The 22,967-nt window shown below is 56.3% G+C and carries 25 protein-coding genes and 1 other RNA gene; 19 read left to right on the forward strand and 7 right to left on the reverse strand.

The genetic code is table 11. The annotated features are described in order from the left end of the window. Positions 1-18: 18 nt before the first annotated feature. The 6 genes from ACR3EQ_RS04245 to ACR3EQ_RS04270 all read right to left on the reverse strand — a co-directional run bounded on the left by ACR3EQ_RS04245 (position 19) and on the right by ACR3EQ_RS04270 (position 4,276). Positions 19-450 (reverse strand): ester cyclase, encoded by a 432-nt coding sequence (locus ACR3EQ_RS04245; RefSeq protein WP_170615095.1) that lies wholly within the window; start codon positions 448-450, stop codon positions 19-21. Between the two features lie 93 nt (positions 451-543). Beyond that, positions 544-890: a transfer-messenger RNA gene (gene ssrA / locus ACR3EQ_RS04250) on the reverse strand. Positions 891-926: 36 nt separating this feature from the next. After that, on the reverse strand, positions 927-1,289 hold the full coding sequence (locus tag ACR3EQ_RS04255; RefSeq protein ID WP_170615094.1) for a DUF4345 family protein: 363 nt from the start codon (positions 1,287-1,289) through the stop codon (positions 927-929). A gap of 62 nt (positions 1,290-1,351) precedes the next feature. Further along, positions 1,352-2,002, reverse strand: a complete 651-nt coding sequence (locus ACR3EQ_RS04260) for a hypothetical protein (protein ID WP_170615093.1) — start codon at positions 2,000-2,002, stop codon at positions 1,352-1,354. Positions 2,003-2,015: 13 nt separating this feature from the next. Beyond that, positions 2,016-3,416, reverse strand: coding sequence for a selenium-binding protein SBP56-related protein (locus tag ACR3EQ_RS04265; protein ID WP_480489814.1), 1,401 nt, complete (start codon positions 3,414-3,416; stop codon positions 2,016-2,018). 128 nt (positions 3,417-3,544) lie between these two features. After that, positions 3,545-4,276, reverse strand: coding sequence for a FadR/GntR family transcriptional regulator (locus tag ACR3EQ_RS04270; protein ID WP_170615113.1), 732 nt, complete (start codon positions 4,274-4,276; stop codon positions 3,545-3,547). 59 nt (positions 4,277-4,335) lie between these two features. On the opposite strand from ACR3EQ_RS04270, the gene ACR3EQ_RS04275 reads away from it, so the two are divergent. The 17 genes from ACR3EQ_RS04275 (at position 4,336) to ACR3EQ_RS04355 (ending at position 20,528) form a co-directional block, all read left to right on the forward strand. Further along, the gene (locus tag ACR3EQ_RS04275) at positions 4,336-5,154 is read left to right on the forward strand and encodes a DUF2182 domain-containing protein (RefSeq protein WP_170615091.1); all 819 of its coding nucleotides are present in this window, start codon (positions 4,336-4,338) and stop codon (positions 5,152-5,154) included. Between the two features lie 4 nt (positions 5,155-5,158). Beyond that, positions 5,159-5,863: a DUF1326 domain-containing protein gene (locus ACR3EQ_RS04280; RefSeq protein ID WP_170615090.1), complete on the forward strand. Its 705-nt coding sequence runs from the start codon at positions 5,159-5,161 to the stop codon at positions 5,861-5,863. Beyond that, complete coding sequence (locus ACR3EQ_RS04285; protein ID WP_480491741.1) at positions 5,863-6,369, forward strand: DinB family protein; 507 nt, start codon at positions 5,863-5,865, stop codon at positions 6,367-6,369. Before ACR3EQ_RS04280 ends, ACR3EQ_RS04285 begins: the two co-directional genes overlap by 1 nt. After that, entirely contained in the window at positions 6,370-7,473 is a 1,104-nt protein-coding gene (locus tag ACR3EQ_RS04290; RefSeq protein ID WP_480489816.1) for a dimethylsulfoniopropionate demethylase, read from the forward strand. 95 nt (positions 7,474-7,568) lie between these two features. Continuing rightward, positions 7,569-8,564, forward strand: coding sequence for an acryloyl-CoA reductase (gene acuI / locus ACR3EQ_RS04295; protein WP_480489818.1), 996 nt, complete (start codon positions 7,569-7,571; stop codon positions 8,562-8,564). A gap of 185 nt (positions 8,565-8,749) precedes the next feature. Next, positions 8,750-9,313, forward strand: coding sequence for a ribosome recycling factor (gene frr, locus ACR3EQ_RS04300; protein WP_170618994.1), 564 nt, complete (start codon positions 8,750-8,752; stop codon positions 9,311-9,313). Positions 9,314-9,322: 9 nt separating this feature from the next. Then, positions 9,323-10,054, forward strand: coding sequence for an isoprenyl transferase (locus tag ACR3EQ_RS04305; RefSeq protein WP_170615086.1), 732 nt, complete (start codon positions 9,323-9,325; stop codon positions 10,052-10,054). After that, complete coding sequence (locus ACR3EQ_RS04310) at positions 10,051-10,833, forward strand: phosphatidate cytidylyltransferase (RefSeq protein ID WP_170615085.1); 783 nt, start codon at positions 10,051-10,053, stop codon at positions 10,831-10,833. The genes ACR3EQ_RS04305 and ACR3EQ_RS04310 overlap by 4 nt, the downstream gene beginning before the upstream one ends. Continuing rightward, entirely contained in the window at positions 10,833-12,005 is a 1,173-nt protein-coding gene (gene dxr / locus ACR3EQ_RS04315; RefSeq protein WP_480489820.1) for a 1-deoxy-D-xylulose-5-phosphate reductoisomerase, read from the forward strand. The genes ACR3EQ_RS04310 and dxr overlap by 1 nt, the downstream gene beginning before the upstream one ends. A gap of 4 nt (positions 12,006-12,009) precedes the next feature. Beyond that, positions 12,010-13,362, forward strand: a complete 1,353-nt coding sequence (gene rseP / locus ACR3EQ_RS04320; RefSeq protein WP_170618992.1) for an RIP metalloprotease RseP — start codon at positions 12,010-12,012, stop codon at positions 13,360-13,362. Positions 13,363-13,708: 346 nt separating this feature from the next. Continuing rightward, a complete protein-coding gene (gene bamA / locus ACR3EQ_RS04325) occupies positions 13,709-16,069 on the forward strand; it encodes an outer membrane protein assembly factor BamA (RefSeq protein ID WP_480489822.1) in 2,361 nt (786 codons plus the stop codon). A gap of 13 nt (positions 16,070-16,082) precedes the next feature. Next, on the forward strand, positions 16,083-16,667 hold the full coding sequence (locus ACR3EQ_RS04330; RefSeq protein WP_480489824.1) for an OmpH/Skp family outer membrane protein: 585 nt from the start codon (positions 16,083-16,085) through the stop codon (positions 16,665-16,667). Positions 16,668-16,739: 72 nt separating this feature from the next. Continuing rightward, complete coding sequence (fabZ, locus tag ACR3EQ_RS04335) at positions 16,740-17,213, forward strand: 3-hydroxyacyl-ACP dehydratase FabZ (protein ID WP_170615080.1); 474 nt, start codon at positions 16,740-16,742, stop codon at positions 17,211-17,213. Next, on the forward strand, positions 17,210-17,995 hold the full coding sequence (gene lpxA / locus ACR3EQ_RS04340; RefSeq protein ID WP_170615079.1) for an acyl-ACP--UDP-N-acetylglucosamine O-acyltransferase: 786 nt from the start codon (positions 17,210-17,212) through the stop codon (positions 17,993-17,995). Before fabZ ends, lpxA begins: the two co-directional genes overlap by 4 nt. Positions 17,996-17,999: 4 nt before the next feature. Next, complete coding sequence (locus ACR3EQ_RS04345; protein ID WP_170615078.1) at positions 18,000-18,794, forward strand: UDP-2,3-diacylglucosamine diphosphatase LpxI domain-containing protein; 795 nt, start codon at positions 18,000-18,002, stop codon at positions 18,792-18,794. After that, positions 18,794-19,960 carry a lipid-A-disaccharide synthase gene (gene lpxB / locus ACR3EQ_RS04350; RefSeq protein ID WP_170615077.1) on the forward strand — a complete coding sequence of 389 codons (1,167 nt, stop codon included), beginning with the start codon at positions 18,794-18,796 and terminating at the stop codon, positions 19,958-19,960. Before ACR3EQ_RS04345 ends, lpxB begins: the two co-directional genes overlap by 1 nt. Beyond that, positions 19,953-20,528: a hypothetical protein gene (locus ACR3EQ_RS04355; RefSeq protein ID WP_170615076.1), complete on the forward strand. Its 576-nt coding sequence runs from the start codon at positions 19,953-19,955 to the stop codon at positions 20,526-20,528. Before lpxB ends, ACR3EQ_RS04355 begins: the two co-directional genes overlap by 8 nt. 30 nt (positions 20,529-20,558) lie before the next feature. Here the strand turns inward: ACR3EQ_RS04355 and mnmA are convergent, their stop codons facing one another. After that, positions 20,559-21,704, reverse strand: coding sequence for a tRNA 2-thiouridine(34) synthase MnmA (gene mnmA, locus ACR3EQ_RS04360; RefSeq protein WP_480489826.1), 1,146 nt, complete (start codon positions 21,702-21,704; stop codon positions 20,559-20,561). A gap of 129 nt (positions 21,705-21,833) precedes the next feature. Between mnmA and sciP the strand changes: the two genes are divergently transcribed. Continuing rightward, positions 21,834-22,127: a CtrA inhibitor SciP gene (gene sciP, locus ACR3EQ_RS04365; RefSeq protein ID WP_170619092.1), complete on the forward strand. Its 294-nt coding sequence runs from the start codon at positions 21,834-21,836 to the stop codon at positions 22,125-22,127. Between the two features lie 83 nt (positions 22,128-22,210). Next, positions 22,211-22,927, forward strand: a complete 717-nt coding sequence (ctrA, locus tag ACR3EQ_RS04370; protein ID WP_480489828.1) for a response regulator transcription factor CtrA — start codon at positions 22,211-22,213, stop codon at positions 22,925-22,927. Positions 22,928-22,967: the final 40 nt, after the last annotated feature.

A 22,967-nucleotide genomic window follows, 5' to 3' on the forward strand; every position in this document is an offset into this window, starting at 1 on the left:
CAAGGTCGCAGGTTTTGATCAGGCCCAGTCCAGTCGTTGTCCGGTCATGCAGACGGGCAGGGTATCTTCGGGAAACTGTCCAAGCTGTTCAAAAAAAGAAATAAAGTCGAACTGATTATAAGCCTCGACCATGTACCCGTCTTTGATACGCGCGATGACGCTGCCGCTTGCCTGTAGTGGTGCGCCATTGTCGGCGCGGGTCGTCTGTAGATGGACAATGGCAGAAACCCAATCACCGTCTTCGATTATCTTCGGCAGGTCGACTTTTATGTCGCCAAGGATATGCCGGAATGCGGTCACCAGATCACGGAAATCGTCAGCGCCGACCTGCATTTCCGGGATCAACCCCTCGGCCAGCGTGTCGGGGGCAAAGAACTGTCCGATGGCTTCTGTGTTGCCGTTTTCCCAAACCTCTGAATACCACTGCCTGAGCAATTCGGAATGTGACATCGCCGCTCTCCCTTCTGATGGAAGTGACGATGGCAAAAAGGAATGAACAATCCCTGAACAAGAGAGTGTTTCTGACCGGACAAATTGCATTGAAATGCAGGTTTCTGTTGCCAGGTACCTGCGAACCCCGCCTTACGCTGCTAGGCGCAAGGACTTAAGTTTCGGTCTTGCTACTGCTTACGCAGCAACTGCAACCGGAGCACGATTGTCGTTTGCAATTGTACTATTTTCGCCGATAACGGTGGCAGACAGCCGAGACAAAGCTAACCCCTTTAGACGTTCGTCGATCCTGTTTCGGCCCCATGTTCCCCAAACGAAGGATATTGGTGGAGCCGCCGGGTACCGCCCCCGGGTCCGATCCGCTTATTACGAGCGCGTTTATGTCCATAGTCCCGAAGGACCCTTCATATATAAGTGACGTTCCGATCGGATGCAAACCCAGAATTTGACAGATGTAATTGTTTCTTTTCAGAATATTAAACTGATTTGTTCAAGTTTGCCAGGATCAGCCAGATTGCCAACGCCAGTTCGATTCCGCCGAAAACCATCGCCTTGGCCAACGGAGGGTTGTCCAGCGCAATCGATACGAACCGGCCCAATGCCGCGCCGGCATAGACCACGCCAAGCATCGTGTAGGCCATTGGGCTACTGAACCACAAGACGGCAAGACCGGTGACTACGAACAATCCGCCAACTGAAGCGCGCATCTCGCTCAGGCCCATGGTGCTGTTTGTTGGGGCTAAATCCAGTGAAGCCGCAGTCCAGGCTGGAGCCAGAAAGCCGAAAAGGCCAAAGCCGATTGTCAGTATTGCGGCAAGCATATTCAGGGTCGGGGTCATTCCGGTCTCATGTCGTTTTTGTTGAAAGGGAGAGTAATGCGCATCTTCGCAAAGGAAAGAACCTAAATTGCCGACCACAGGCCCAGTATCCCCACAAAGATAAGGCTAAGTGCCCAGATGAGTTCAAGGTTGAACCAACTTCGTGACAGGAATTGCAGACCCAACCAGCGATAGACGGCATAGGCCAGAATGCCTCCGCCCAAAACCATCGCTGCTGTGTGAAGCGCGGCAACGGCCAGCACCAGAAGACCGTTGGTCGTCATGATCTCGGAAACCGCACGATGGCCGGCGTCCAGCTCATCCAGATTGCATAGTCCCAGATAGATTGGAACCAACATCAGCGCGGCGCCATGGGCCAGAGCGACAAGAAATGACCACAATGCCAGCTTTCCCGGAGCAACCCGGGACAGGGCGCGGGGGTGGCGACGGACAATCGCGATGTAAAGGCCCATGGCGATAACGATCAGGGCTGCGCCGATCCTAATTTCGCGCTGGTAATCCACCAAAACCGCCATCAGCGCGAACGGCAGCAAGACCCCGAGCATGGCCAGAAAGTGCCCCCCAGCCAAGGCAGTCAGCGCCCGCCAAAGGGCCGATTGCTTCTGCTCCATCAATGCCGCTGAAACGGCCAGCGGCCAGCCCATGCCGGGGTTCAGGCCGTGATATGCACCGCTAAGCACAACGGCCAGCCACAGGCCGGCCGTTGATGTCATCAGGAACTCCAAATCAGACGGACGGGTAGCAGAAACTGTCCGTCGAACAGTCGCCGCCTTCTAGCCGGATCTGGTGGCTGCGATAGCCCTTGGGGAAGTCGACCCAGAACTTCGGGTCCAGTGTCAGGCCGCCATTGTCACCGACATCGGCCTTGACCATGGCTGCGCCGCGTTCGCCCGGATAGAACTGATCATCCCAGGTGGAGTACAGCGAGTTGGTCCAGTAGACGCGTTTGCCATCCCGGCTGATCTCAACCATCTGCGGTCCGTAACCAAAATCATTGCCGTTGGGATGCTTGGTCTTTTTGACGATCCCGCCGATCTCGACCTTGCCGGCCAGGGTCGGTTTCATCGGGTCCGACACATCGTATTGATGCATCTCACCGGTGCCCCAACAGGCGACGTAGAGGTACTTGTCGTCCAGACTCAGATCGATATCCGTGACCAGAGGCGGAACGGCCGAGAACCCCTTGAGAAGATCGGGAAGATCATCGGGATCAGCGGGTTGCGGATCGATTGTGATGGTCTTCTTGGCTTCGAATGTCCCGTCATCGTTGCGCCACCAGGTGAAAATAGCCCCCTGTAAATTCGTGGTATCGACCACAACCCCACAGAAGCCGTGTTGTTTGACCGGATCATGCGCCGGGCGGATTTCCAACGCCATCTGATGGTTTTCACCCAGATCGATGGTTTGGATATTCGTGCGGCTGCGCAGGTTCCAGAAATGGATGCGGTGGCCGTACTTGTTCGACAGCAGATCCTCGGCCACGATCCCGTTTTCAAACTGCGGCGGCAGCGCCCATTCGGAACTGACCATGTAATCGCGCGGCAGGTTCCACCAGAAGTCATAGTGTTTGTCCTGAACCCCGCGTTCGATTTCATATCGGCCTATGATCTCGAAGCTTTCGCAATCCATGATGAAGATACCCGGCGGGCCGTCTGTGCCGTCTTTGCCACCGCCACCCAATGTGCTGACGTAGATGCCTTCGGGGCCGCAGTGAATGGTATGAGGCCGGGAATATCCAGTCTTGGCAAAAACTTCCTCGGGTTCGATGATCTTGTGAATCTTCGCTTCCAGCGGGTTTTTGACATCGATGATGTAAATGCGGCTGGACCGTATGCCGGGAATGATCAGATAGCGGCGTTCTAGAAATGCATGGCCGCTGAGCGGCGACAGCGATGATGAGCAGGCGTTCCAGCCGAAGTGGTGAAACTCGTCACCCTTTTCGGGCATGATCACCTCATGAACGATTTTTCCGTAATCCGCCGAAGTCGGATCGACGTTAACGACAGCCAGACCATCCGGTTGCGAAAAGTCGGGGCTGAGCATCAGCGTGAAGGCCAGAGTTTCCGTTGGGCCCTCCATCGCCAGCTTGGCGGATGGGTAAAAGGTTGGGTCCGGTCTTTGGTTCATAACGTCCTCCCGTAAGTAATTGTAATTCAATTTGCATTGAGAGATCCGGTCTTCATGCCGGCTGTCATGCTGCCTGCCCGAGTGTCGTTTTCGTCTGCCTCCTCCGTCAAGCTTTATCTGATGCGAAATCAGGCTGGGTTGCGTCGGCGTTCAGCCACGTCATGGGCCAGTTGCCTCGTGTAGGTTTCCAGTTCGACGAGCGTGCGGTCCACCGCCACCGCATCCCGCGCCTCAATCGAATCGGCGATCCGGTTGTGCAGCGCAATGATCTCTTCCCGGGAGCGGGCGGAGAAGGTGATCATGTTCATCAGCGGCTGCATCGCTTCGACCGCACCCGCCAGCTGGTAGGACAAAACCGGATTGCCTGCGGCGTCGACCAAAGCGCGATGAAAGGCAACATCCGAGGCACAAAAAGCTTCATCCGTCAGCCCGGGTTGTGACTGACGATAGATTTCGGCCCGCATTGTGGCCAGGTGATCCGGGGTGTGACGCTCTGCCGAAAGGGCGGCACAGGCCCGCTCGAGCGCGTAACGGGCTTCGCAGGCGGTGTCGAAGCTGACAGCATTCATTGACAGCAACAGGGTCGAGGTGGTGACTTGCTGCGAATAGGCGTCCTCAAAGCTCAGTTTGTTGACAAAAGCACCACCTGAAGCGCCACGCTGGGTTCGGATAAGCGATTGCGCGGCGAGCCTTTTGAGCGCCTCGCGCACGGTCGGCCGTGAGACCTCAAACTGTTCCGACAACTCGGCCTCGGACGGCAGGCGCGCATCGACAATCAACTCACCCGAGACAATGGCGTCGCGAATGGCCTGAGCGATCTGTGCCGACAAGTCAGCCGGTTTTTTGGGATCAACTTTCATGTCCGACACGCCAAAACTCAGTTTTTATTTGTCTGACATTTAAAAGTCTGACATTTGAAATGCAAGGACTGAGTCGGGAGGAGCGAGTGAGTCGCGCAGTTTTACGCAGCGGTCTTTGGCTGAGTTTCTACATCACGATCCTCTGGGCGTGGTGGATGATGTTCTCAATGAGCCGCGACATGGACCTCGATCTGATCGGGCGTCCGGGTCCGATGGGCGAGGCGATGCGCGTGATGGACCCGCGCATGGACATGTACATGCCCATGGCGGAGTTTGGTCCTCTGTTCTGGATGTGGGCTATCATGATGGCGGCCATGATGTTGCCGACTTTGGTTCCGACGCTGCGCAGTTACGATGATCTTATCCACAGCGCCAATGGAACGCGTGCCGGTTGGGTCGGCGTTTTGGCTGGGTATTTTCTGGTTTGGGTTGGATTTGCCGCCTTTATCGCCGCGGTTCAGCTTTCGCTGCTTTTTGGCGGCATTATCGACATGCTCGGTATCGCCAAATCCGGCTATTTCGCCGCTGGACTTATGATCGTTGTGGGCGCTTTTCAGTTCAGTCGCGCCAAAGAGGTGTGTCATGGTGTGTGTCACGCCCCGATGACGTACTTCCTTGGCCACTGGAAGACCGGTTTCCTGGGTGGCTTGCGGATGGGGCTTGGGCTGGGCGCATTTTGTGTTGGCTGTTGCTGGGGCTTCATGGCGCTGGGGTTTGTGGGCGGTGTCATGAGCCTGTTGTGGATGGGTCTGGCGACCCTGTTCATGGTTTTGGAAAAACTACCCCAGATCGGTCACGCGGTCACACGACCGCTGGGGTTCGCATTGATCACGGGTGGCCTTCTTCTGCTCGTGTATCCTATTATTTACGGAGGGTAAGCTTATGGCTAAAAACAGAAAAAAGGATTCCGACAAGCTTCCGATCAGCCAGCGGATCGACAGTCGCATGCCGAACCCCAAACGCCGCGAGATGAGCCCGACGGACTGGTCCATCAAGGGTGAGCTGATCCTGAATTGCTCCTGCGATGTGTTTTGCCCCTGCGTGGTTTCGCTGGGCGCGCATCCCCCGACCGAGGGACACTGCCACGCCTGGATGGGTATCATCATTGATGAGGGGCACTATGAAGGTGAGGACCTGTCGGGCCTGAACGTGGGATTGCTGGTCGATATTCCCGGCCGTATGGGGGAAGGCCAGTGGAAAGTGGCCGCGTATGTGGACGAACGCGCCAGCGGCAAGGCGTATAATGGCTTGCTTCAGATATTCAGCGGGCAGGCCGGCGGAACGACCGGGCTTTTTACAATGCTGGTCAGTGAAATCATCGGGGCCGAGCGTGCTCCGGTCGAGATTGAGCGGGACGGTACCAAACGTCGCATAATGATCGGCCGGAAGATTCAGGGTGAAATTGAAATGCTGGCAGGCAAGGACCCCGAGCATCCGGTGATGGTCTCCAACTCGAAGTATTGGATGGGACCGGACATCATTGTCGCGAAGGGAAACAAATCAAAGGTTCGCGATTATGGCCGGGTCTGGGATTTTGGTGGCAAGTCCGCTGAAATCTGCCCCATCGACTGGCATGGGCCCAAATGATGATTGCAGGTGCCTATGCGCGTCAAATGGCCAGATACAATAACTGGCAGAACAGCCAGTTAAAACGATTCCTGCAAGCGCTGCCACAAGAAGAACTGACGCGTGAGCGTGGTGCGTTCTTTGGCTCGATCATGGGAACGGCCAACCATCTTTTGTGGGGTGACTGGATCTGGATTTCGCGCTTTGACAAGGGAACGGGACCGGGTGGCGGGATCCCGGAAAGCACTTCTGTCTGCGCTGGTCTGTCCGATTGGCTACCGCTTCGTGAGACTGTTGATGTCCGTATTGCCAAATGGGCCGACGAGTTGGGTGACGACGTCTTGACCGGAGACTTTACCTGGTTTTCAGCCGCAAAAGAAGCTGATGTTACAAAGCCTTACGCGCAATGCGTCATCCACATGTTCAATCACCAGACCCATCATCGGGGACAGTTGCACAAGATGTTGACGGAAGCCGGCTCATCCGCGCCGGTCAGTGATCTGGTTTTTCTGCCGGAGGGTGCCTGAATGGCCCTGATTTCACCGTCACGCCGACTGCGCCGAACACCTTTTTCCGAAGGCGTCGAGGAAGCGGGTGTCAAAGCGTACACGGTTTACAACAGGATGTTGTTGCCGACGGTGTTCGAGTCGCTTGAAGCGGATTGTCGCCATCTCAAGACCCACGTTCAGGTTTGGGATGTTTCTTGCGAGCGTCAGATCGAGGTTCGCGGTTCTGATGCGGCGCGCCTGCTGCAGATGCTCACCCCGCGTGATCTGAGCAGAATGGTGACCGGTCAGTGCTACTATGTTCCGATCGTGAACCAAGCCGGAGGTATGCTGAACGACCCCGTCGCGCTGAAATTGTCCGAAGACCGCTTTTGGATCTCGATAGCGGACAGTGACTTGTTGTTCTGGGTCAATGGCTTGGCGAATGGGCTTGCACTGGATGTTCAGGTTTGGGAACCGGATGTCTCGCCTCTGGCGATTCAAGGCCCAAAATCTGATGAGTTGATGGCGCGTGTTATCGGCGATGGGATCCGCGACATCCGGTTTTTCCGGTTCGGCCTGTTCCAGTTTCAAGGGCGCGATCTTGTTATCGCGCGGTCCGGATATTCGAAACAGGGCGGGTTCGAGGTTTATGTAGACGGCAGTGATATCGGTATGCCGCTATGGAACGCCCTTTTCCAAGCCGGGGAAGATCTGCATGTGCGCGCCGGTTGCCCAAACCTGATTGAACGCATCGAAGGCGGGCTTTTGTCTTATGGTAGCGACATGACCCACGAAAACACCCCGCATGAATGCGGGTTGGGCAAGTTCTGCAATACGGACGTCGTGACGGAATGTGTGGGTCGGGACGCTCTGGTGACGGCCTCCGAGAAGGGTCCCAAACAGCAGATCCGGCCGGTCGCGATTGACGGCGATCCAGTACCCCCGTGCGACCGGGCCTGGCCAGCCTTCAGCGAAGGGAACAGGGTCGGGCAGGTCACATCGGCCGTCTGGTCGCCGGATTTCGAAACAAATGTTGCAATCGGAATGGTACACGCCAGCCATTGGGCTGCGGGTACGGAACTGGAAATTCAAACTTCACGGGGCATGCGCAAGGCGGTTGTTCAGGCCAAATTCTGGGCCTGACGGGCAGGGGCTATGCCCTCGTCACTGCACACCACCCCGAAAAATCTTACCAGGTAAATGCGATATCCTGGCTGTGAAAAGGAAAGGAAAGCACGATGTTCAATGCGTTGGTAATGGAGAAAGACGAAGAAAGCGGGTTGGCCAGTGCGTCGATCAAAGAACTGTCGATTGATGATCTGCCCCATGGCGAGGTTACAGTCGCCGTCGAATACTCGACCATAAATTACAAGGACGGTCTGTGCTTGTCGGCCAAAGGCGGCGGGCTGGTCCGCAGCTATCCGCATATACCCGGCATCGACTACGCAGGAACGGTCGAGACGTCTTCGGACAACAGATACAATCCGGGCGACAAAGTGGTTCTGACCGGCTGGCGCGTGGGTGAGGCCCATTGGGGCGGCTATTCGCAGAAAGCCAACGCACTGGCCGACTGGCTGGTTCCGTTGCCCGATGGGTTGGACGCGCGGCAGGCGATGGCTGTGGGAACAGCTGGTTTCACTGCCATGCTTGCGGTCATGGCGCTGGAGGACCATGGCCTGCAGCCGGGTCAGGGTCCTGTGCTGGTAACAGGCGCGGCCGGCGGCGTTGGGTCCGTGGCAACTGCGATACTGGCCAACCTGGGCTATGAAGTTGCCGCAGTAACGGGGCGCGCGGAAGCTGCCGATTATCTGAAATCTCTGGGCGCGACCACGATCGTTCCGCGCGAGGATCTGAACGAGACCACAAAACGCCCGCTGGAAAGCGAGACCTGGGCAGGCTGCATCGACGCGGTAGGCGGTGCGATGCTGGCCCGGGTTCTGGGACAGATGAAATATGGCGCATCGGTTGCCGCGGTTGGTCTGGCCGGTGGGGCGGCCCTGCCTGCGACGGTCATCCCGTTCCTGCTGCGGGGCGTCAACCTGTTGGGAATCGACAGCGTGATGCAGCCTTATGACAACAGGGTGCGTGCGTGGAAACGTATCGCGACAGACCTGCCAATGGAAAAACTGGACGCCATGGTAAAGCCTGCATCCCTAAGCGATTTGCCCAAACTTGGCGCGGATATTCTTCAAGGACAGGTTCAGGGCCGTGTTGTCGTTGATGTAAACGCGTGACGCAGCCAGTGATTTTCTAACCGGCCAGCGCCAATGCTGGCCGGTTCTTTTGCCGAGGAAACACCTCAAAAATGCCGGAAACACCTCTGGTCATTGGCGCAATTCCGGCTCATCATTGCTATACATCCCATTTGCGATGGCTTAAGACCCATTCCAACAGTACCTGAAAACGGGGAGTGAGCAGCATGTCTGACGATTTTGAACTGGACACTGATGATTTGAAACGCCGCATGGACGGCGCAATGGCAAACCTGAAAACCGAATTTGCTTCCCTGCGGACTGGCCGGGCATCAGCGTCGATGCTGGAGCCGATCATGGTAGATGCCTATGGTTCGCTGACCCCGATCAACCAGGTGGGTACCGTCAACGTGCCGGAACCCCGGATGGTCACCGTGAACGTGTGGGACAAGTCCCTTGTCGGCAAAGTGGAAAAAGCCATTCGGGAAAGTGGGTTGGGCATAAATCCTCAACTGAACGGCACCATCATCATGCTGCCGATCCCCGAGTTGAACGAAGAGCGTCGTCGCGAACTGGGCAAGGTTGCAGGGCAATACGCTGAAAGCGCACGGATCTCCATTCGGAACGTGCGCCGGGATGGCATGGACCAGATCAAGAAGGCCAAGTCCGACGGCATGTCTGAAGACGACCAGAAATTCTGGGAGACCGAGGTGCAGGATTTGACCGATGAGATGATTAAATCGGTTGATACCGCACTAGAGACCAAACAGGCAGAAATTATGCAGGTTTGAGCCGGAAGAATGCCCAACGATCCCCGCACTCCTATCGCCGCCGGACCGCGCCATGTCGCCATCATTATGGATGGCAATGGTCGTTGGGCTCAAGCACGTGGCCGGCCTAGGCTGTATGGACATCACGCAGGTGCGCGGCGTGTTCGCGAGGTGGTCGAAGCTTGCCCCGGTCTTGGCGTGAAGTATCTGACCGTATTCGCCTTTTCGACAGAGAATTGGAAACGAACACAGGTTGAAGTCGCCGGACTGATGAGCCTGTTTCGCCGATACATCATCAAAGAAACGCGAACGCTGAAGGAAAACGGTATTCGCGTTCGCTTTATCGGTGACAGGGTGCGTCTGGATTCCAAGCTGACCAGACTGATGGACTCGCTTGAGGAAGAAACCCGAGACAATGACTTGGTCCATCTCACGGTTGCCCTGAACTACGGCGGGCGGGATGAAGTTGCCCGCGCTACGCAACGTCTGGCGCGCGACGTGGCAGCGGGCCGGTTGCGCCCCGAAGATGTGGATGAAGAAACGCTTCCAAGATACTTGGATACGCATGTTCTTCCGGATCCGGACCTTGTAATTCGCACCAGCGGCGAAGCGCGGATTTCGAACTTTCTTCTGTGGCAGTCAGCCTATTCCGAATATGAGTTCATCGACACGCTTTGGCCGGATTTCACAGCAGCTGAACTTGAACATTTGTGTCGGAACTTTGGCTCGCGCGAGCGCCGCTTTGGCGCAGTTCTCGCATGAGCGATGGTCGATGGTCTGACCTGACGGCCCGAATTCTGTCGGCAGCTGTTCTGGTTGCTATCGGTGCTGTGGAAGTGTGGCTTGGCGGATTGTGGTTCGAAGCATTCATCGCTGCGGCCTGCGCCATCATGACCTGGGAACTGGTTCGCATGATTGATCCGGGTCAAACCGGTCTGGCGGTTCAGTTGGGGATTTTGACCGGGGTTGCCGTTGTTCTCAGCTATCACCTGCCTGCGCTTTACACGTTGCCGTTTTTGCTGGCACCTGCGCTGGTCGGGGCAGGGCAGATCAGTCGGGCAAAAGGGCTTTATGCCGCGTTTGCCTTCTGGATCGCTGCTGCTGGCCTGGGTTTCATCTCGATCCGTGAAACCATGGGTTTTGGCTGGATGGTCTGGCTGATCGCCGTTGTCGTCGCAACAGATGTTGCAGGGTATTTTGTTGGCAAAACGTTTGGCGGCCCTAAGTTTTGGCCCAAGGTAAGCCCGAAGAAAACATGGTCCGGTACGGCCGGCGGTTGGGTTGCCGCAGCCATTGTTGGCGGTGTTGTCGCGATGCAGGCAGGCTTTGGTGTGTTGTTTGTGCTGATTACGGTGCTGGCGTCGATGGCCAGTCAGGCCGGAGATATCGTGGAAAGCGCGGTTAAACGAAAGTTTGGCGTCAAGGACAGCTCGAACCTGATACCAGGGCATGGCGGCTTTCTTGACCGGTTCGATGGAATGATGGGGGCTGCCTTGTTCGTATTGATCGCAGGGTTGTTCTACGCCCCCGGGGTTATGTAATGCGCAAGATCTCAATTTTTGGCGCGACCGGTTCCATCGGTCAAAACACCATTGACCTGATCGCCCGAAATCCCTCGTCCTACGATGTTGTTGCTCTGACGGGCGGGGCAAACATCCGACAACTGGCCGAAGATGCGCGCCGGCTCGGCGCCGATCTGGCCGTGACCGCCCATGAAAACCGGCTTGAGGATTTGCGGGACGCCCTTTCCGGCAGCGGGGTTGCGGTCGCGGCAGGCGAAAAAGCACTGGCCGAGGCTGCATCCCGCCCGGCCGACTGGGTAATGTCGGCCATTGTGGGTGCAGCCGGGTTAACTCCGGGCATCGAAGCCCTGAAACGAGGGGCGACGCTGGCCTTGGCAAACAAAGAGACGCTGGTGTGTGCTGGTTCTCTGGTTCTGGAGACTGCGCGCAAACACAACGCGCGCCTGCTGCCTGTGGACAGTGAACATTCGGCCGTGTTTCAGGCGCTGGTCGGAGAAAACATTGAGACCGTCGAACGGGTGATCATTACCGCCAGCGGCGGGGCGTTTCGTGATTGGCCCTTGTCGGACCTGGCCCTCGCGACGGTCGAGCAAGCGTCGAGTCACCCCAATTGGAACATGGGACAACGGATTACCATCGACAGCGCATCAATGTTCAATAAGGCGCTGGAGGTAATTGAAACGAAAGAATTCTTTGGAATAGACCCGGACCAGATCGAAGTTCTGATCCACCCGGAATCGATTGTACATGCACTGGTCGGGTTTAGTGACGGCGCTGTCATGGCCCATATGGGTGCACCGGATATGCGCCATGCCATTGGCTACGCTCTGCACTGGCCCGAAAGGCAGAGCCTGCCGGTCGACCGTCTGAACCTAGCACGGCTTGGGCAGCTTCGGTTTCAGGACCCTGACGAATCGCGGTACCCCGCGTTGCGGCTGGCGCGCGAGGTGATGGCCCGTGGGGGTCTTTCCGGTGCCGTCTTCAACGCGGCCAAAGAACGTGCTCTGGACAGATTTATCGCCAAGGACATCGGATTTCTTGAGATGGGCGATACCGTTGCAGCGGTTCTGGACAGATTTGATACAGAAGATGGCCTTATTGATGCCCCTATGACCCTTGATAATGTGCAAAAAACGGACCATCTGGCACGTCAATGGGTCGACGAAGCCATACTCCAACGAGCAGGATAAACCCTTGGACACTCTTTCCCTGATCCCTCAATTCGGCAGCCTGCTGTACACGATTGTTGCTTTTGTGGTTGCACTGTCCGTCATCGTCGCGGTGCACGAATACGGCCATTATATCGTTGGACGTTGGTCCGGCATTCATGCCGAGGTGTTTTCCATCGGATTCGGGCCTGTCCTGTGGAGCCGCATGGACAAGCGCGGGACAAAATGGCAGATCGCACTGTTGCCGTTCGGCGGTTACGTCAAGTTTCTGGGGGATGCCAACGCTGCTTCGGGCAAGGACGAAGCTGCGATGCACGAAATTACAGAACAAAGCCCTCAAGAAGTACGCCGTACCATGCACGGTGCACCTTTGTGGGCCCGTGCGGCGACCGTCGCGGCGGGGCCCGCGTTCAACTTCGCAATGTCCATCCTGGTTTTCGGGCTGATCTTCTGGTCTCAGGGTGTTTCACGAGAGCCACTAACGGTGGGCAAACTCCAACCATTGCCCGGTTCTGTTCAGGAGTTGCGGGAAGGCGATGAGATCATCGCAATTGCCGGTATTCCTACCCCGGATTTCGACGAGGAAATCTCGTGGACCGAGTTTACCGAGTCTCTGCCGGTTGAACCGAGCCTGGAATACACCATCATCCGGGACGGCGAGACACTGAATGTGTCCGCGCCCTGGCTGTTTCCGCCGCTGATCCAGCAGGTTACACCGCGCAGTGCTGCAATGGACATTCAACTGGCATCGGGCGACGTGATTACGTCAGTGGATGGAGACCCCATTTTTGCCTTCGAGCAATTGAAAGAGCGGGTCGAAGGATCTGACGGGCGTGTGCTGTTGCTGAACGTCTGGCGGGACGGCGCCGATCTGGAATTTGCCTTAGCCCCAAGACGTACGGATGAACCTCAGCCGGACGGCGGATTCGTAACGCATTGGCGTATCGGGATCGTTGGCGGGATGATGCTGGAACCGGCTACCGTTCCGGCGGGTTTGTTGGATTCCCTGACGGGCGGTGCACGACAGACTTTGCGCGTGATCAACGGTTCTTTGTCTGGCATCTGGCATATGATTACTGGGGCGATCAGCACCTGCAACATGTCCGGTCCTATCGGTATTGCCGAGACATCCGGAGCAATGGCCAGTCAGGGCGCGCAGAGTTTTGTGTTCTTCATCGCGGTTCTGTCGACGGCCGTAGGCCTTCTGAATCTGTTCCCGATCCCGGCATTGGATGGCGGTCATCTGGTGTTCTACGCGTATGAAGCGGTCGCGGGCAAACCGCCAAGCGACGCAGTCTTGCGGATTCTGATGGGAGTAGGGATCAGTTTGATACTTGGACTGATGCTGTTTTCTGTTAGCAACGACCTGTTCTGCTGAATGTGACGCCCCGCGCACATTGATGCCGCAATCTTGCCCAAATCCATGGCTAAGATTGTTTGGTGTATTGAAAGACAGGCTTAGAGACCGATGCCAAAGACTCTGCAAAAATCCTATCAAGGGTTCAGCGTTCTGTTCATATTGAACTGGGATGTTCTTTTGTGCTTTGGCGCGACAGCTCTGGCGCTTGCAGGTGGGGCATACTTGGCAGGTATGTGATTCTCGCCCAACATGTTGATTGATTTAGACGGCCCGCTGGGCCGTTTTGTGTTTTTGCGCTTTTGACAAGACCCTTCAATCCCGTTACTCAGCATTAAAAGTCTGAAAATTCTGGGTAGTGAAAAAAATGACGGACAGGCGGGGCGTGGGCATATTCTGCGGTGTGAACAAGACTGCAAACAATATTTTGTGGCGCACACTAACGTTTCTTTTTCTTTTTAGTGCAATGAGTTTCGTGGCTGCGCCGCAGACGGCACATGCCCAGAACTTCACGATCAATTCCTTCCAGGTGGAAGGTAACCGACGCATCGAAACCTCGACGATTATCTCGCGGACCGGAATCGAACCGGGTCAAACCGTGACGGCAGGACAGTTGAATGATGCCTATCAGCGATTGCTTGACAGTGGTGTTTTTGAAACAGTCGAACTGACACCGCGCGGGTCGATATTGGTAATCGAGGTTCAGGAATACCCCACGATCAACCAGATCAGCATCGAGGGCAATCGTCGCGTTAAGGACAATGTCCTGATGGATGCGATTTCCTCGCAGCCGCGCAGGGTCTTTACGCCTCAGGTTGCCGAAGCGGACGCGGACCTGATTGCTGATATTTACTCGGCACAGGGTCGCGTTGCTGCAACTGTCATTCCGCGCATTATCCGGCGCAGCGACAACCGTGTCGACTTGGTGTTCGAAATTGCCGAAGGCACAACGATCGAAGTTGAGCGGGTCAGCTTTGTCGGCAACCGCGCATATTCCGACCGGCGCCTGCGCAGGGTTCTGGAGACCAAGCAAGCGAACATCCTGCGGACTTTCCTGCGCGGCGACACGTTTATCGCGGACCGTATCGAATTCGACAAACAGGTTATTCGCGACTTTTACCTGTCACGGGGCTATGTCGACTTTCGGGTCAACAGCGCAAATGTAGAATTCACCCGCGAACGGGATGCGTTCTTTCTGGTGATGAACATCACCGAAGGCCAGAAGTTCTCGTTTGGAAAAATCACGACTGTCAGCGAAATTCCCGGCGTAGACGCTGCCGCGTACCAGCAAGCCCTGAAAATCAAGCCGGGCGTAACGTATTCGCCTTCTCTGGTCGAAAACTCGATCGCCCGGCAGGAACGGTTGGGTCTGAAGCAGGGCGTTGATTTCCTGCGGGTAGAGCCGCGTGTTACCCGTAACGAGAGAGATCTGACGCTCAACGTCGAATTTGTTCTGACCCGCGGTCCGCGGATTTTTGTCGAACGGATCGACATTGAAGGAAACACGACGACCTTGGACCGTGTGATCCGCCGTCAGTTCGATACCGTCGAAGGTGATCCGTTCAACCCCCGCGAAATTCGCCAGAGCGCCGAGCGTATTCGTGCCCTTGGTTTCTTCGCAACGGCGGATGTGGAACCTCGTGAAGGGTCATCGCCCAGTCAGGTCATCGTTGATGTGGACGTCGAAGAACAGCCAACCGGCTCTCTCAGCCTTGGCGGTAGTTTCTCGGCCGCTGACGGATTTGGTATTGCGATCGGTCTGAACGAATCCAACTTCCTGGGACGCGGACAGAACTTGGGTCTTTCGCTTTCAACCGCGCAGGATTCGGAACAATACGTCATCAACTTTTCCGAACCCTATCTGTTGGGCCGGAAGCTGCGCTTCGATCTAGGCCTTGGTCTTTCGACAACCAATTCGAGCTTTGCAAGCTATGACACCGACACAGTCTTCTTCACCCCGCAAATCAGCTATGCGATTGGCGAACTTTCGTCGCTGAGCCTGCGTTACAGCTGGGACCGCAGTGAAATGACGCAGCAGGACAACCAGATCAACGGTGCCGTGATTGCCTCGGAAATTGCGCAAGGGGAACGCAGCAGCAGTGCCTTGGGTATTTCCTATGTGTATGACAGCCGGCTCGCCGGTCTGAATCCAAACGCTGGTGTCCTGTTTGAGGTCGGTGTGGACGCGGCCGGACTTGGGGGCGACGACAAGTTCATCAAATCGACCGCGCGCGGCATTGCCCAGACACGTGTTCTGAACGAAGAGGTCGTCCTGCGCGCTTCACTGGAAATGGGCGCATTCCATTGGAGAGGCAACGATTTCAGCCGAACCGTGGATCGCTTTGTTCTTGGCCCAAGTACCTTCCGCGGCTTCGATCCGGCTGGTATCGGCCCGCGCGATCTGTCGAACGGTCAGGATGATGCGATTGGCGGCAACTATTACTGGGTGGCCCGCTTCGAATCTGATTTCCCGCTTGGCCTCCCCGAAGAACTGGGCCTGCGCGGTGGTGTTTTCTACGACGTCGGCAACCTCTACAACATCGACAACGTCAATACCGCAGGGGCGAATATCGTCGGTGCTGATGGCTCAATTCGCCATGTTCTGGGCGTGTCAGTTCTTTGGGATACACCGTTTGGCCCATTGCGCTTTAACTTCTCCAAAGCACTCAAAAAGGAAGACTTTGACCAGGAGCGCAGCTTTGACCTGACCATTCAGGCTCAGTTCTGATCCTTTGATGGTCATGCGGTTTATTCCAGACATTCAGGGCCCGGTTCGGGCCCTTTTTGTCATTCTGCTTTTGCTTGGCGGAGTTGCAACGCAAGGTACGGCACAGCAACTGGGTGTGCCGCAATCTGGTGTTTTGACATTGTCCAGCGAACGCCTTTTCGCTGGGTCAGAATTCGGTCAGCGCATCCTGCGCGAAATTGACGCCGAAAGTGCCTTGTTGGCGGAAGAAAACGAACGAATCGTTGCCGAATTGAGCAAGGAAGAAAAGGAACTGACGGAAAGGCGGTCGACGTTGACAGCCGAAGAGTTCCGGCCACTCGCCGAAGCGTTCGATGACAAGGTGCAATCCCACCGCGAAGGACAGCGGGCCAAACTTGATGCGCTCGCCCGCCGGAGCGAAAACTCCCGCAAGCTGTTTTTTGAGATGGTGCAACCGGTTCTGGTCGACCTCTTGCGAGAGACCGGGGCATCGGTAATCCTCGAACAGTCGAATGTTTTGTTCCGTGCGGAATCGTCCGATGTCACCAACATGGCCATCCGTCGGATCAATGCGATGATCGGCGATGGTAGAAGATTGGATAACAAGGCAAGCGAATAGGCTTGCTTGCCCTTGTTCGCGGGTCTTGCTAACCACTCGAAAAAGAGAAATCCACGAAGGGACTCGTTTACCATGACGACGGAAACCAAGAGCGCCGACATTCAGTTGATCCAGCGGATCCTTCCGCATCGCTATCCGTTTCTGCTGGTCGACAAGGTGGTAGACATTTCCGGCTATCAGTCCGCGGTCGGCGTCAAGAACGTCACCATGAACGAGCCTCATTTTCAGGGTCATTTCCCTGGAACGCCGATCATGCCGGGGGTGACGATTGTCGAGGCAATGGCCCAGACCGCCGGTGTCATGCTGGGTGTCGGAATGGATGTCATCGACAGCGAGCTGCTGATCTATTTCATGAACATCGACAAGTGCAAATTTCGCCGGAAAGTGGTTCCCGGAGATGTGCTCGAAATGCACGTTGAAACCGTGCGTGGCAAAAAGGGCGGCAAGATCTTCAAATTCAGCGGTCGGGCAACCGTAGATGGCGAGGTTGCGGCCGAGGCTGAGTTTTCCGCCTATGTCGACTGGGACATGGAAAAAACAACATGAGCCGCATCCATCCCAGCGCAATCATCGAAGACGGCGCGCAGATTGGGCAGGACTGTGCCATCGGTCCGTTCTGTTATGTCGGTCCGCAGGTCAAACTGGCAGATCGCGTGGAACTGAAATCGCATGTTGTCGTGACCGGCGATACGTCGGTTGGCGAGGATACCGTTATCTTCAATTTTTCGGTCATCGGTGAGATACCGCAGGATCTGAAGTTCGGTGGCGAAAACACCCGGCTGGAAATTGGTCAGCGGAACCGCATTCGCGAACATGTGACAATCAACACCGGAACAGATGGTGGTGGCGGTGTTACGCGGGTAGGCGACGATTGTCTTTTGATGGCGGGTGTTCATGTGGCGCATGATGTGCAGATCGGCAATCGGGTCATCATGGTCAACCACGCCGGGGCTGCAGGGCATTGCATTGTCGAAGATGACGTAATCGTCGGCGGCATATCCGGTTTGCACCAATGGGTCCGCGTTGGTCGCGGTGCCATTATCGGGGCGCTGACAATGGTCGCCAACGACGTAATTCCATATGGACTTGTTCAGGCACCTCGTGGCGAACTCGACGGGTTGAACCTCGTTGGTTTGAAACGCCGGGGCGTTCCGCGCGAAGATATCGCCGCCTTGCGCGCGGCTTTCCGCGAGCTGTCGAGCGGCGAGGGGACGTTCATGGACCGGGCCCACCGGATCGGCGAAGGCAACAACAGTGAGTATGTGCGGCGCATCGTCGATTTCGTGACCGGACACAGTGACCGTTCATTCCTGACACCGGGGAAGTAGGACCGTGCTGGCTCTGATCGCAGGAACCGGGAAATTGCCGACCGAGGTGTTGAGCCATTTGCCCGAGCGCCCTGTGATCTGTGCGCTCGAGGGCTTTCTGCCTGATGACCTGACGCCAGACATCGTTTTCCCTATAGAGCGGTTCGGCAGTTTCATTGCTGATATTCAAACCCGTGGAGTGACCGAGATTTGCATGGCCGGCGCGGTGCGTCGCCCGAACATTGATCCTTCGCGGATCGATGCGGCGACGATGCCATTGGTTCCGGTTATTCAGAAGGCAATTGTCTCTGGCGACGACGGCGCGTTGCGCGCTGTGATCAGTATTCTGGAAGACAGTGGGCTTTCGGTTCGTGCGGCACAGGATCTCGCGCCTGAACTGTTGCCCCCGTTGGGATGTTTGACCGAAACCCAGCCTTCTGATGCGGATCTGGCGGATGCGGACCGCGCTGCCGGGATCGTGCGGGCCATGGGAGCGGCCGACATTGGTCAGGCCTGTGTGGTTTCCAAGGGGCAGGCCATGGCGGTTGAGGGGATTTTCGGAACCGCCTGGATGCTGCAATCCCTGACCCAAAGGCCGGATGCTGGCGGCGGCATTCTGTTCAAAGCCCCAAAACCCTCTCAGGACCATCGTGTTGATCTGCCTGCAATCGGGCCTGATACAGTGTCAGATGCGGTTGCAGCAGGTCTGTCGGGGATCGTTGTCGTAAAAGGTGGGGTCATCGTCCTTCAACGCAACCGGGTCGTCGAGGAATGCAACCGACTGGGTCTTTTCCTTCTCGTTCGTGAGCGGTCGGTCTGATGCGCGTGTTTCTGGTCGCCGGTGAACCCTCGGGCGACCGGTTGGGCGGCGCGTTGATGGAAGGGTTGAAGACGCTTGTCCCGGATGTCGAATTCGACGGGGTAGGCGGCCCTTTGATGCAGGCGCAGGGATTGAACAGCCGATTCCCAATGTCAGAACTGTCTGTCATGGGCCTGGTTGAAGTGCTGCCGAAGTTCTTCCACCTCAAACGCCGCATTGCCGAAACCGCACAAGCGGTGCTGGATACGCAGCCTGATGTACTGATTACCATCGACAGCCCGGATTTCTCGCTTCGTGTGGCCAAGCTGGTGAAGGCGGGCAGCAACATTCGCACCGTTCACTATGTTGCGCCTAGCGTTTGGGCTTGGCGTCCCGGTCGGGCCGACAAAATGGCCAAGGTCATCGACCACGTTCTGGCCTTGCTGCCGTTCGAGCCGCAATACATGACAAAGGCCGGCATGGAATGCGATTTCGTCGGCCATCCAGTCGTCAACGAACCTATTGCAACGGATACGAACATATCGGAATTCCGAAGCGCCTATGATCTGGGAGAAGCACCGATCCTGCTGGCGCTTCCCGGATCACGCCGCGGGGAAGTCGAACGGCTTGCCCCGGTGTTTGGTGAAGCCCTGAGTTTGTTTTTGCGCGATCATCCGGACATGCGCGTCGTGGTCCCGGCAGTTGCGCACATCGTCGATACGGTGCGCGATCAGATCCGATCATGGCCGGGCGAACCCGTAGTGATCGACCCACGCGAGCTAGAGGCGGTTCATGCGGCGTCTCGCAAGCGTGCTGCGTTTGCAGCGGCAGATGTCGCACTGGCCGCGTCTGGCACAGTGTCGCTGGAACTCGCTGCGCAATCCACCCCAATGGTCATCGCCTATAAACTGACCTGGCTAACCCAGAAGATGGCCGAACGCATGGTCAAGCTGGATACGGTGACTTTGGTCAATCTGGTGTCAGACACCCGCACTGTGCCCGAATGCCTTTTGGACGATTGCCGCCCCGACAAGATTGCCGCAGCCTTGTCAAAGGTCATGGAAGTACCAGAGGCTCAGCAGGAGGCCATGGCCCTCACGATGGACCGTCTTGGGCGAGGTGGAGAGGCCCCGGGGTTGCGTGCGGCCCGCGCCGTGCTGGCACGGATGCGAAACGGGCATGATTGATCACGCTCTGTTTGCACTGTCTGCGGGAATCGCGCAGGTCTCGACAAATCTGGACAACCTTGCAGTGCTGTTCGGTCTGATCGTTGTCATGGGCCGACGTCGTCCGGTCGTGGGGTTCGCCGTCGCGCAAACCGTCGTTCTTCTACTGGCAACCGCCGTCGCCATCGGGCTGAGCCACAGCACATATCCAACGACTATTGGATACCTTGGCATTGTACCACTTGCATTGGGTATCCGGGGCATCTGGTTGCAGATTTCCGGGCGAGGAAAAACCGACACCCAGCCGCAAGGGGCCGTGATCTCGGTTGTTCTGTTGTTTCTCAGCCTGTCCATAGACACGTTTGCAGTCATGACACCGCTTCTTGCGGAATCCTCGGCCTCATACAGATGGGCAGGGCTGTTTGGTGCTGTCACCGCCGCTTGTCTACTGACAGGAGTTGCGGCCTGGGGGGCACCTAAGGCCAAATTGTTTGCACCCAGAATGGCCCGGCTGGACCGGATCGCACCCTATATTATGGTCGCGGTCGGTCTGTATATTCTTCTCAATACCGGGACGGATGCCCTTTAGGCCCCAGACAGACTGAGGCCAGAAGCCACGTTAGTATCCCCGCCAGATCCATCCGCCGCCAAAAATGCGGCTTCCATCTGTTTCATAGAACACACAAGCCTGACCGGGCGAGATGCCTTCTTCCGGGGTCAGCAATTCCACCTCGGCGGTCGTGTCCGACAGTGGCCTGACAATCGCTTCGCGCGGTGGGCGGGTCGAACGAACCTTGACCGAGAAATGCCATTCTTTTTGTGACGTGAACGGAGTGTCCCCCAGCCAGTTGATCTCGCGTACGGGAACGGTACGTGTGGCCAGCATTTCCTTGGGACCAACAACAACCTGTTTCTTGTCCACGTCCAGTTTGACGACATAAAGCGGTTCGCTCAGCCCACCGATGCCCAGCCCACGCCGCTGGCCAATGGTGTAGTGAATGACGCCGTTGTGTTGTGCCAGAACGCGACCGTCCGCATGAACAATTTCACCCGGTTCGGCAGCTCCGGGGCGCAGCTTTTCGATCACGCCGGCATAGTTTCCATCAGGAACAAAACAGATGTCCTGACTGTCAGGTTTATCTGCAACGGACAAGCCATACTGCGCGGCCATCTCGCGGGTTGCGTCCTTGGAAGGCAGGTGCCCCAAAGGGAAACGCAGGAAATCCAGTTGTTCCGGCGTGGTCGAGAACAGGAAATAAGACTGATCGCGGTTTGCATCTTCAGCGCTGTGCAGCTCGGGCCCATTGGGACCAACCTTGCGCTGGATGTAGTGGCCGGTTGCCATGCAGTCGGCCTCGAGATCCTTAGCGGTTTCCAGCAGATCCTTGAATTTCACACGCTCATTGCAACGAATACAGGGAACGGGCGTTGCGCCCGCCAGATAACTGTCAGCGAACTCGTCGATCACTGCGTCTTTGAAGATGTTTTCGTAGTCCAGCACGTAATGCGGGAAGCCCCGCTCTTCGGCCACGCGACGTGCATCGTGAATATCGATACCGGCACAACAGGCACCCTTCTTGGCCAGTGCCGCGCCGTGATCGTAAAGCTGCAGCGTTACGCCCACGACGTCATACCCCTGATCAGCCAGATAGGCGGCCACAACAGAGCTGTCCACACCACCGGACATGGCCACGACCACCCGGGTTTCCGAGGGCGGTTTGGCAAATCCAAGCGAGTTCAGCGGAGTCTCGGTATCGAGGGCCATGGCATTTCCAGTGCGGATTAAGAAAGACCGGCAGAATATAGGAAAATTCTAGACACTCTCAAGGGGCGGTTTCATGTGGCTTTAAGTATGCTGGACGCAGCTTTGTCGCAGCAGAAAGTGAGGCGAACGATGTATTTGCACAAAGTTGAGGGGCCAAGATCGGTAACCCTGCCGGATGGAACGGTTTTATCACGGGCTGATCTGCCTCCGGCGGAAACGCGCCGCTGGGTCGCCTCGCGCAAGGCAACTGTCGTTCGGGGCGTTGTGTATGGGCTGATTACCCTATCGGACGCAAAGAAACGATATGGAATCAGTGACGAGGAATTCAATGGGTGGGTCGCCGCCGTCGCAGACTACGGGGTGGACGCATTAAAAGTGACAGCGTTAAAAAAATATAGACAACCCAAGGTAGAGCATGAATAAATGATTCAACGGTAACACCGGGTTAACTATTTTTGATCAAGGTTGAATTGAAATTGCAATATTGACCTGAATTGGAGCAGTGAATGCGTATACTTCTTGTCGAGGATGATCCGACAACGTCCAAAAGCATCGAACTGATGCTGACACATGCCAACCTGAACGTTTACGCAACGGATCTCGGCGAAGAAGGCATCGATCTGGCAAAGCTTTATGACTACGACCTGATATTGCTGGACCTCAACTTGCCGGACATGACCGGACATGAAGTGTTGCGGCAATTGCGGATCACTCGGGTCGAAACTCCGATCCTGATTCTCTCGGGCGCGGACGATACTGAAAGCAAAATCAAAGGGTTCGGTTTTGGTGCCGATGACTATCTGACCAAACCTTTCCATCGTGAAGAGTTGGTTGCCCGTATTCACGCGATCATTCGGCGCTCGAAGGGGCATTCACAGTCCGTCATTCACACCGGGCGTGTCGCGGTCAACCTTGACGCAAAAACTGTTGAGGTCGAGGGGAAAGCGGTTCACCTGACAGGCAAAGAATATCAAATGCTCGAACTGCTGAGCCTTCGAAAGGGAACAACCCTGACAAAGGAGATGTTTCTAAATCATTTATACGGCGGAATGGACGAACCGGAACTTAAGATCATTGATGTCTTCATTTGCAAGCTACGCAGGAAACTGAGCAATGCAACCGGAGGTGAAAATTACATCGATACGGTTTGGGGGCGGGGCTATGTTTTGCGCGATCCGCAAAACAACAACCTCGATGAAACCCGAATGGCAGTCGGCGCCTGAGCGAAATCTGAAAATGCCGCTGCCGGTTCAGGGCGGCACC

Source organism: Ruegeria sp. AN11 (assembly GCF_056536005.1).

What these genes read in the sequence shown, in the direction of transcription:
- ACR3EQ_RS04305 (WP_170615086.1), top strand. Translation starts at nt 9,323, where the DNA reads ATGCCCAACGATCCCCGCACTCCTATCGCCGCCGGACCGCGCCATGTC.
- ACR3EQ_RS04265 (WP_480489814.1), bottom strand. Translation starts at nt 3,416, where the DNA reads ATGAACCAAAGACCGGACCCAACCTTTTACCCATCCGCCAAGCTGGCG.
- mnmA (WP_480489826.1), bottom strand. Translation starts at nt 21,704, where the DNA reads ATGGCCCTCGATACCGAGACTCCGCTGAACTCGCTTGGATTTGCCAAA.
- ACR3EQ_RS04285 (WP_480491741.1), top strand. Translation starts at nt 5,863, where the DNA reads ATGATTGCAGGTGCCTATGCGCGTCAAATGGCCAGATACAATAACTGG.
- lpxB (WP_170615077.1), top strand. Translation starts at nt 18,794, where the DNA reads ATGCGCGTGTTTCTGGTCGCCGGTGAACCCTCGGGCGACCGGTTGGGC.
- acuI (WP_480489818.1), top strand. Translation starts at nt 7,569, where the DNA reads ATGTTCAATGCGTTGGTAATGGAGAAAGACGAAGAAAGCGGGTTGGCC.
- ACR3EQ_RS04355 (WP_170615076.1), top strand. Translation starts at nt 19,953, where the DNA reads ATGATTGATCACGCTCTGTTTGCACTGTCTGCGGGAATCGCGCAGGTC.
- ACR3EQ_RS04270 (WP_170615113.1), bottom strand. Translation starts at nt 4,276, where the DNA reads ATGAAAGTTGATCCCAAAAAACCGGCTGACTTGTCGGCACAGATCGCT.
- bamA (WP_480489822.1), top strand. Translation starts at nt 13,709, where the DNA reads ATGACGGACAGGCGGGGCGTGGGCATATTCTGCGGTGTGAACAAGACT.
- dxr (WP_480489820.1), top strand. Translation starts at nt 10,833, where the DNA reads ATGCGCAAGATCTCAATTTTTGGCGCGACCGGTTCCATCGGTCAAAAC.
- frr (WP_170618994.1), top strand. Translation starts at nt 8,750, where the DNA reads ATGTCTGACGATTTTGAACTGGACACTGATGATTTGAAACGCCGCATG.
- ACR3EQ_RS04260 (WP_170615093.1), bottom strand. Translation starts at nt 2,002, where the DNA reads ATGACATCAACGGCCGGCCTGTGGCTGGCCGTTGTGCTTAGCGGTGCA.
- ACR3EQ_RS04280 (WP_170615090.1), top strand. Translation starts at nt 5,159, where the DNA reads ATGGCTAAAAACAGAAAAAAGGATTCCGACAAGCTTCCGATCAGCCAG.
- ACR3EQ_RS04245 (WP_170615095.1), bottom strand. Translation starts at nt 450, where the DNA reads ATGTCACATTCCGAATTGCTCAGGCAGTGGTATTCAGAGGTTTGGGAA.
- ACR3EQ_RS04310 (WP_170615085.1), top strand. Translation starts at nt 10,051, where the DNA reads ATGAGCGATGGTCGATGGTCTGACCTGACGGCCCGAATTCTGTCGGCA.
- ACR3EQ_RS04255 (WP_170615094.1), bottom strand. Translation starts at nt 1,289, where the DNA reads ATGACCCCGACCCTGAATATGCTTGCCGCAATACTGACAATCGGCTTT.
- ACR3EQ_RS04330 (WP_480489824.1), top strand. Translation starts at nt 16,083, where the DNA reads ATGCGGTTTATTCCAGACATTCAGGGCCCGGTTCGGGCCCTTTTTGTC.
- fabZ (WP_170615080.1), top strand. Translation starts at nt 16,740, where the DNA reads ATGACGACGGAAACCAAGAGCGCCGACATTCAGTTGATCCAGCGGATC.
- lpxA (WP_170615079.1), top strand. Translation starts at nt 17,210, where the DNA reads ATGAGCCGCATCCATCCCAGCGCAATCATCGAAGACGGCGCGCAGATT.
- sciP (WP_170619092.1), top strand. Translation starts at nt 21,834, where the DNA reads ATGTATTTGCACAAAGTTGAGGGGCCAAGATCGGTAACCCTGCCGGAT.
- ACR3EQ_RS04275 (WP_170615091.1), top strand. Translation starts at nt 4,336, where the DNA reads ATGCAAGGACTGAGTCGGGAGGAGCGAGTGAGTCGCGCAGTTTTACGC.
- ctrA (WP_480489828.1), top strand. Translation starts at nt 22,211, where the DNA reads ATGCGTATACTTCTTGTCGAGGATGATCCGACAACGTCCAAAAGCATC.
- ACR3EQ_RS04290 (WP_480489816.1), top strand. Translation starts at nt 6,370, where the DNA reads ATGGCCCTGATTTCACCGTCACGCCGACTGCGCCGAACACCTTTTTCC.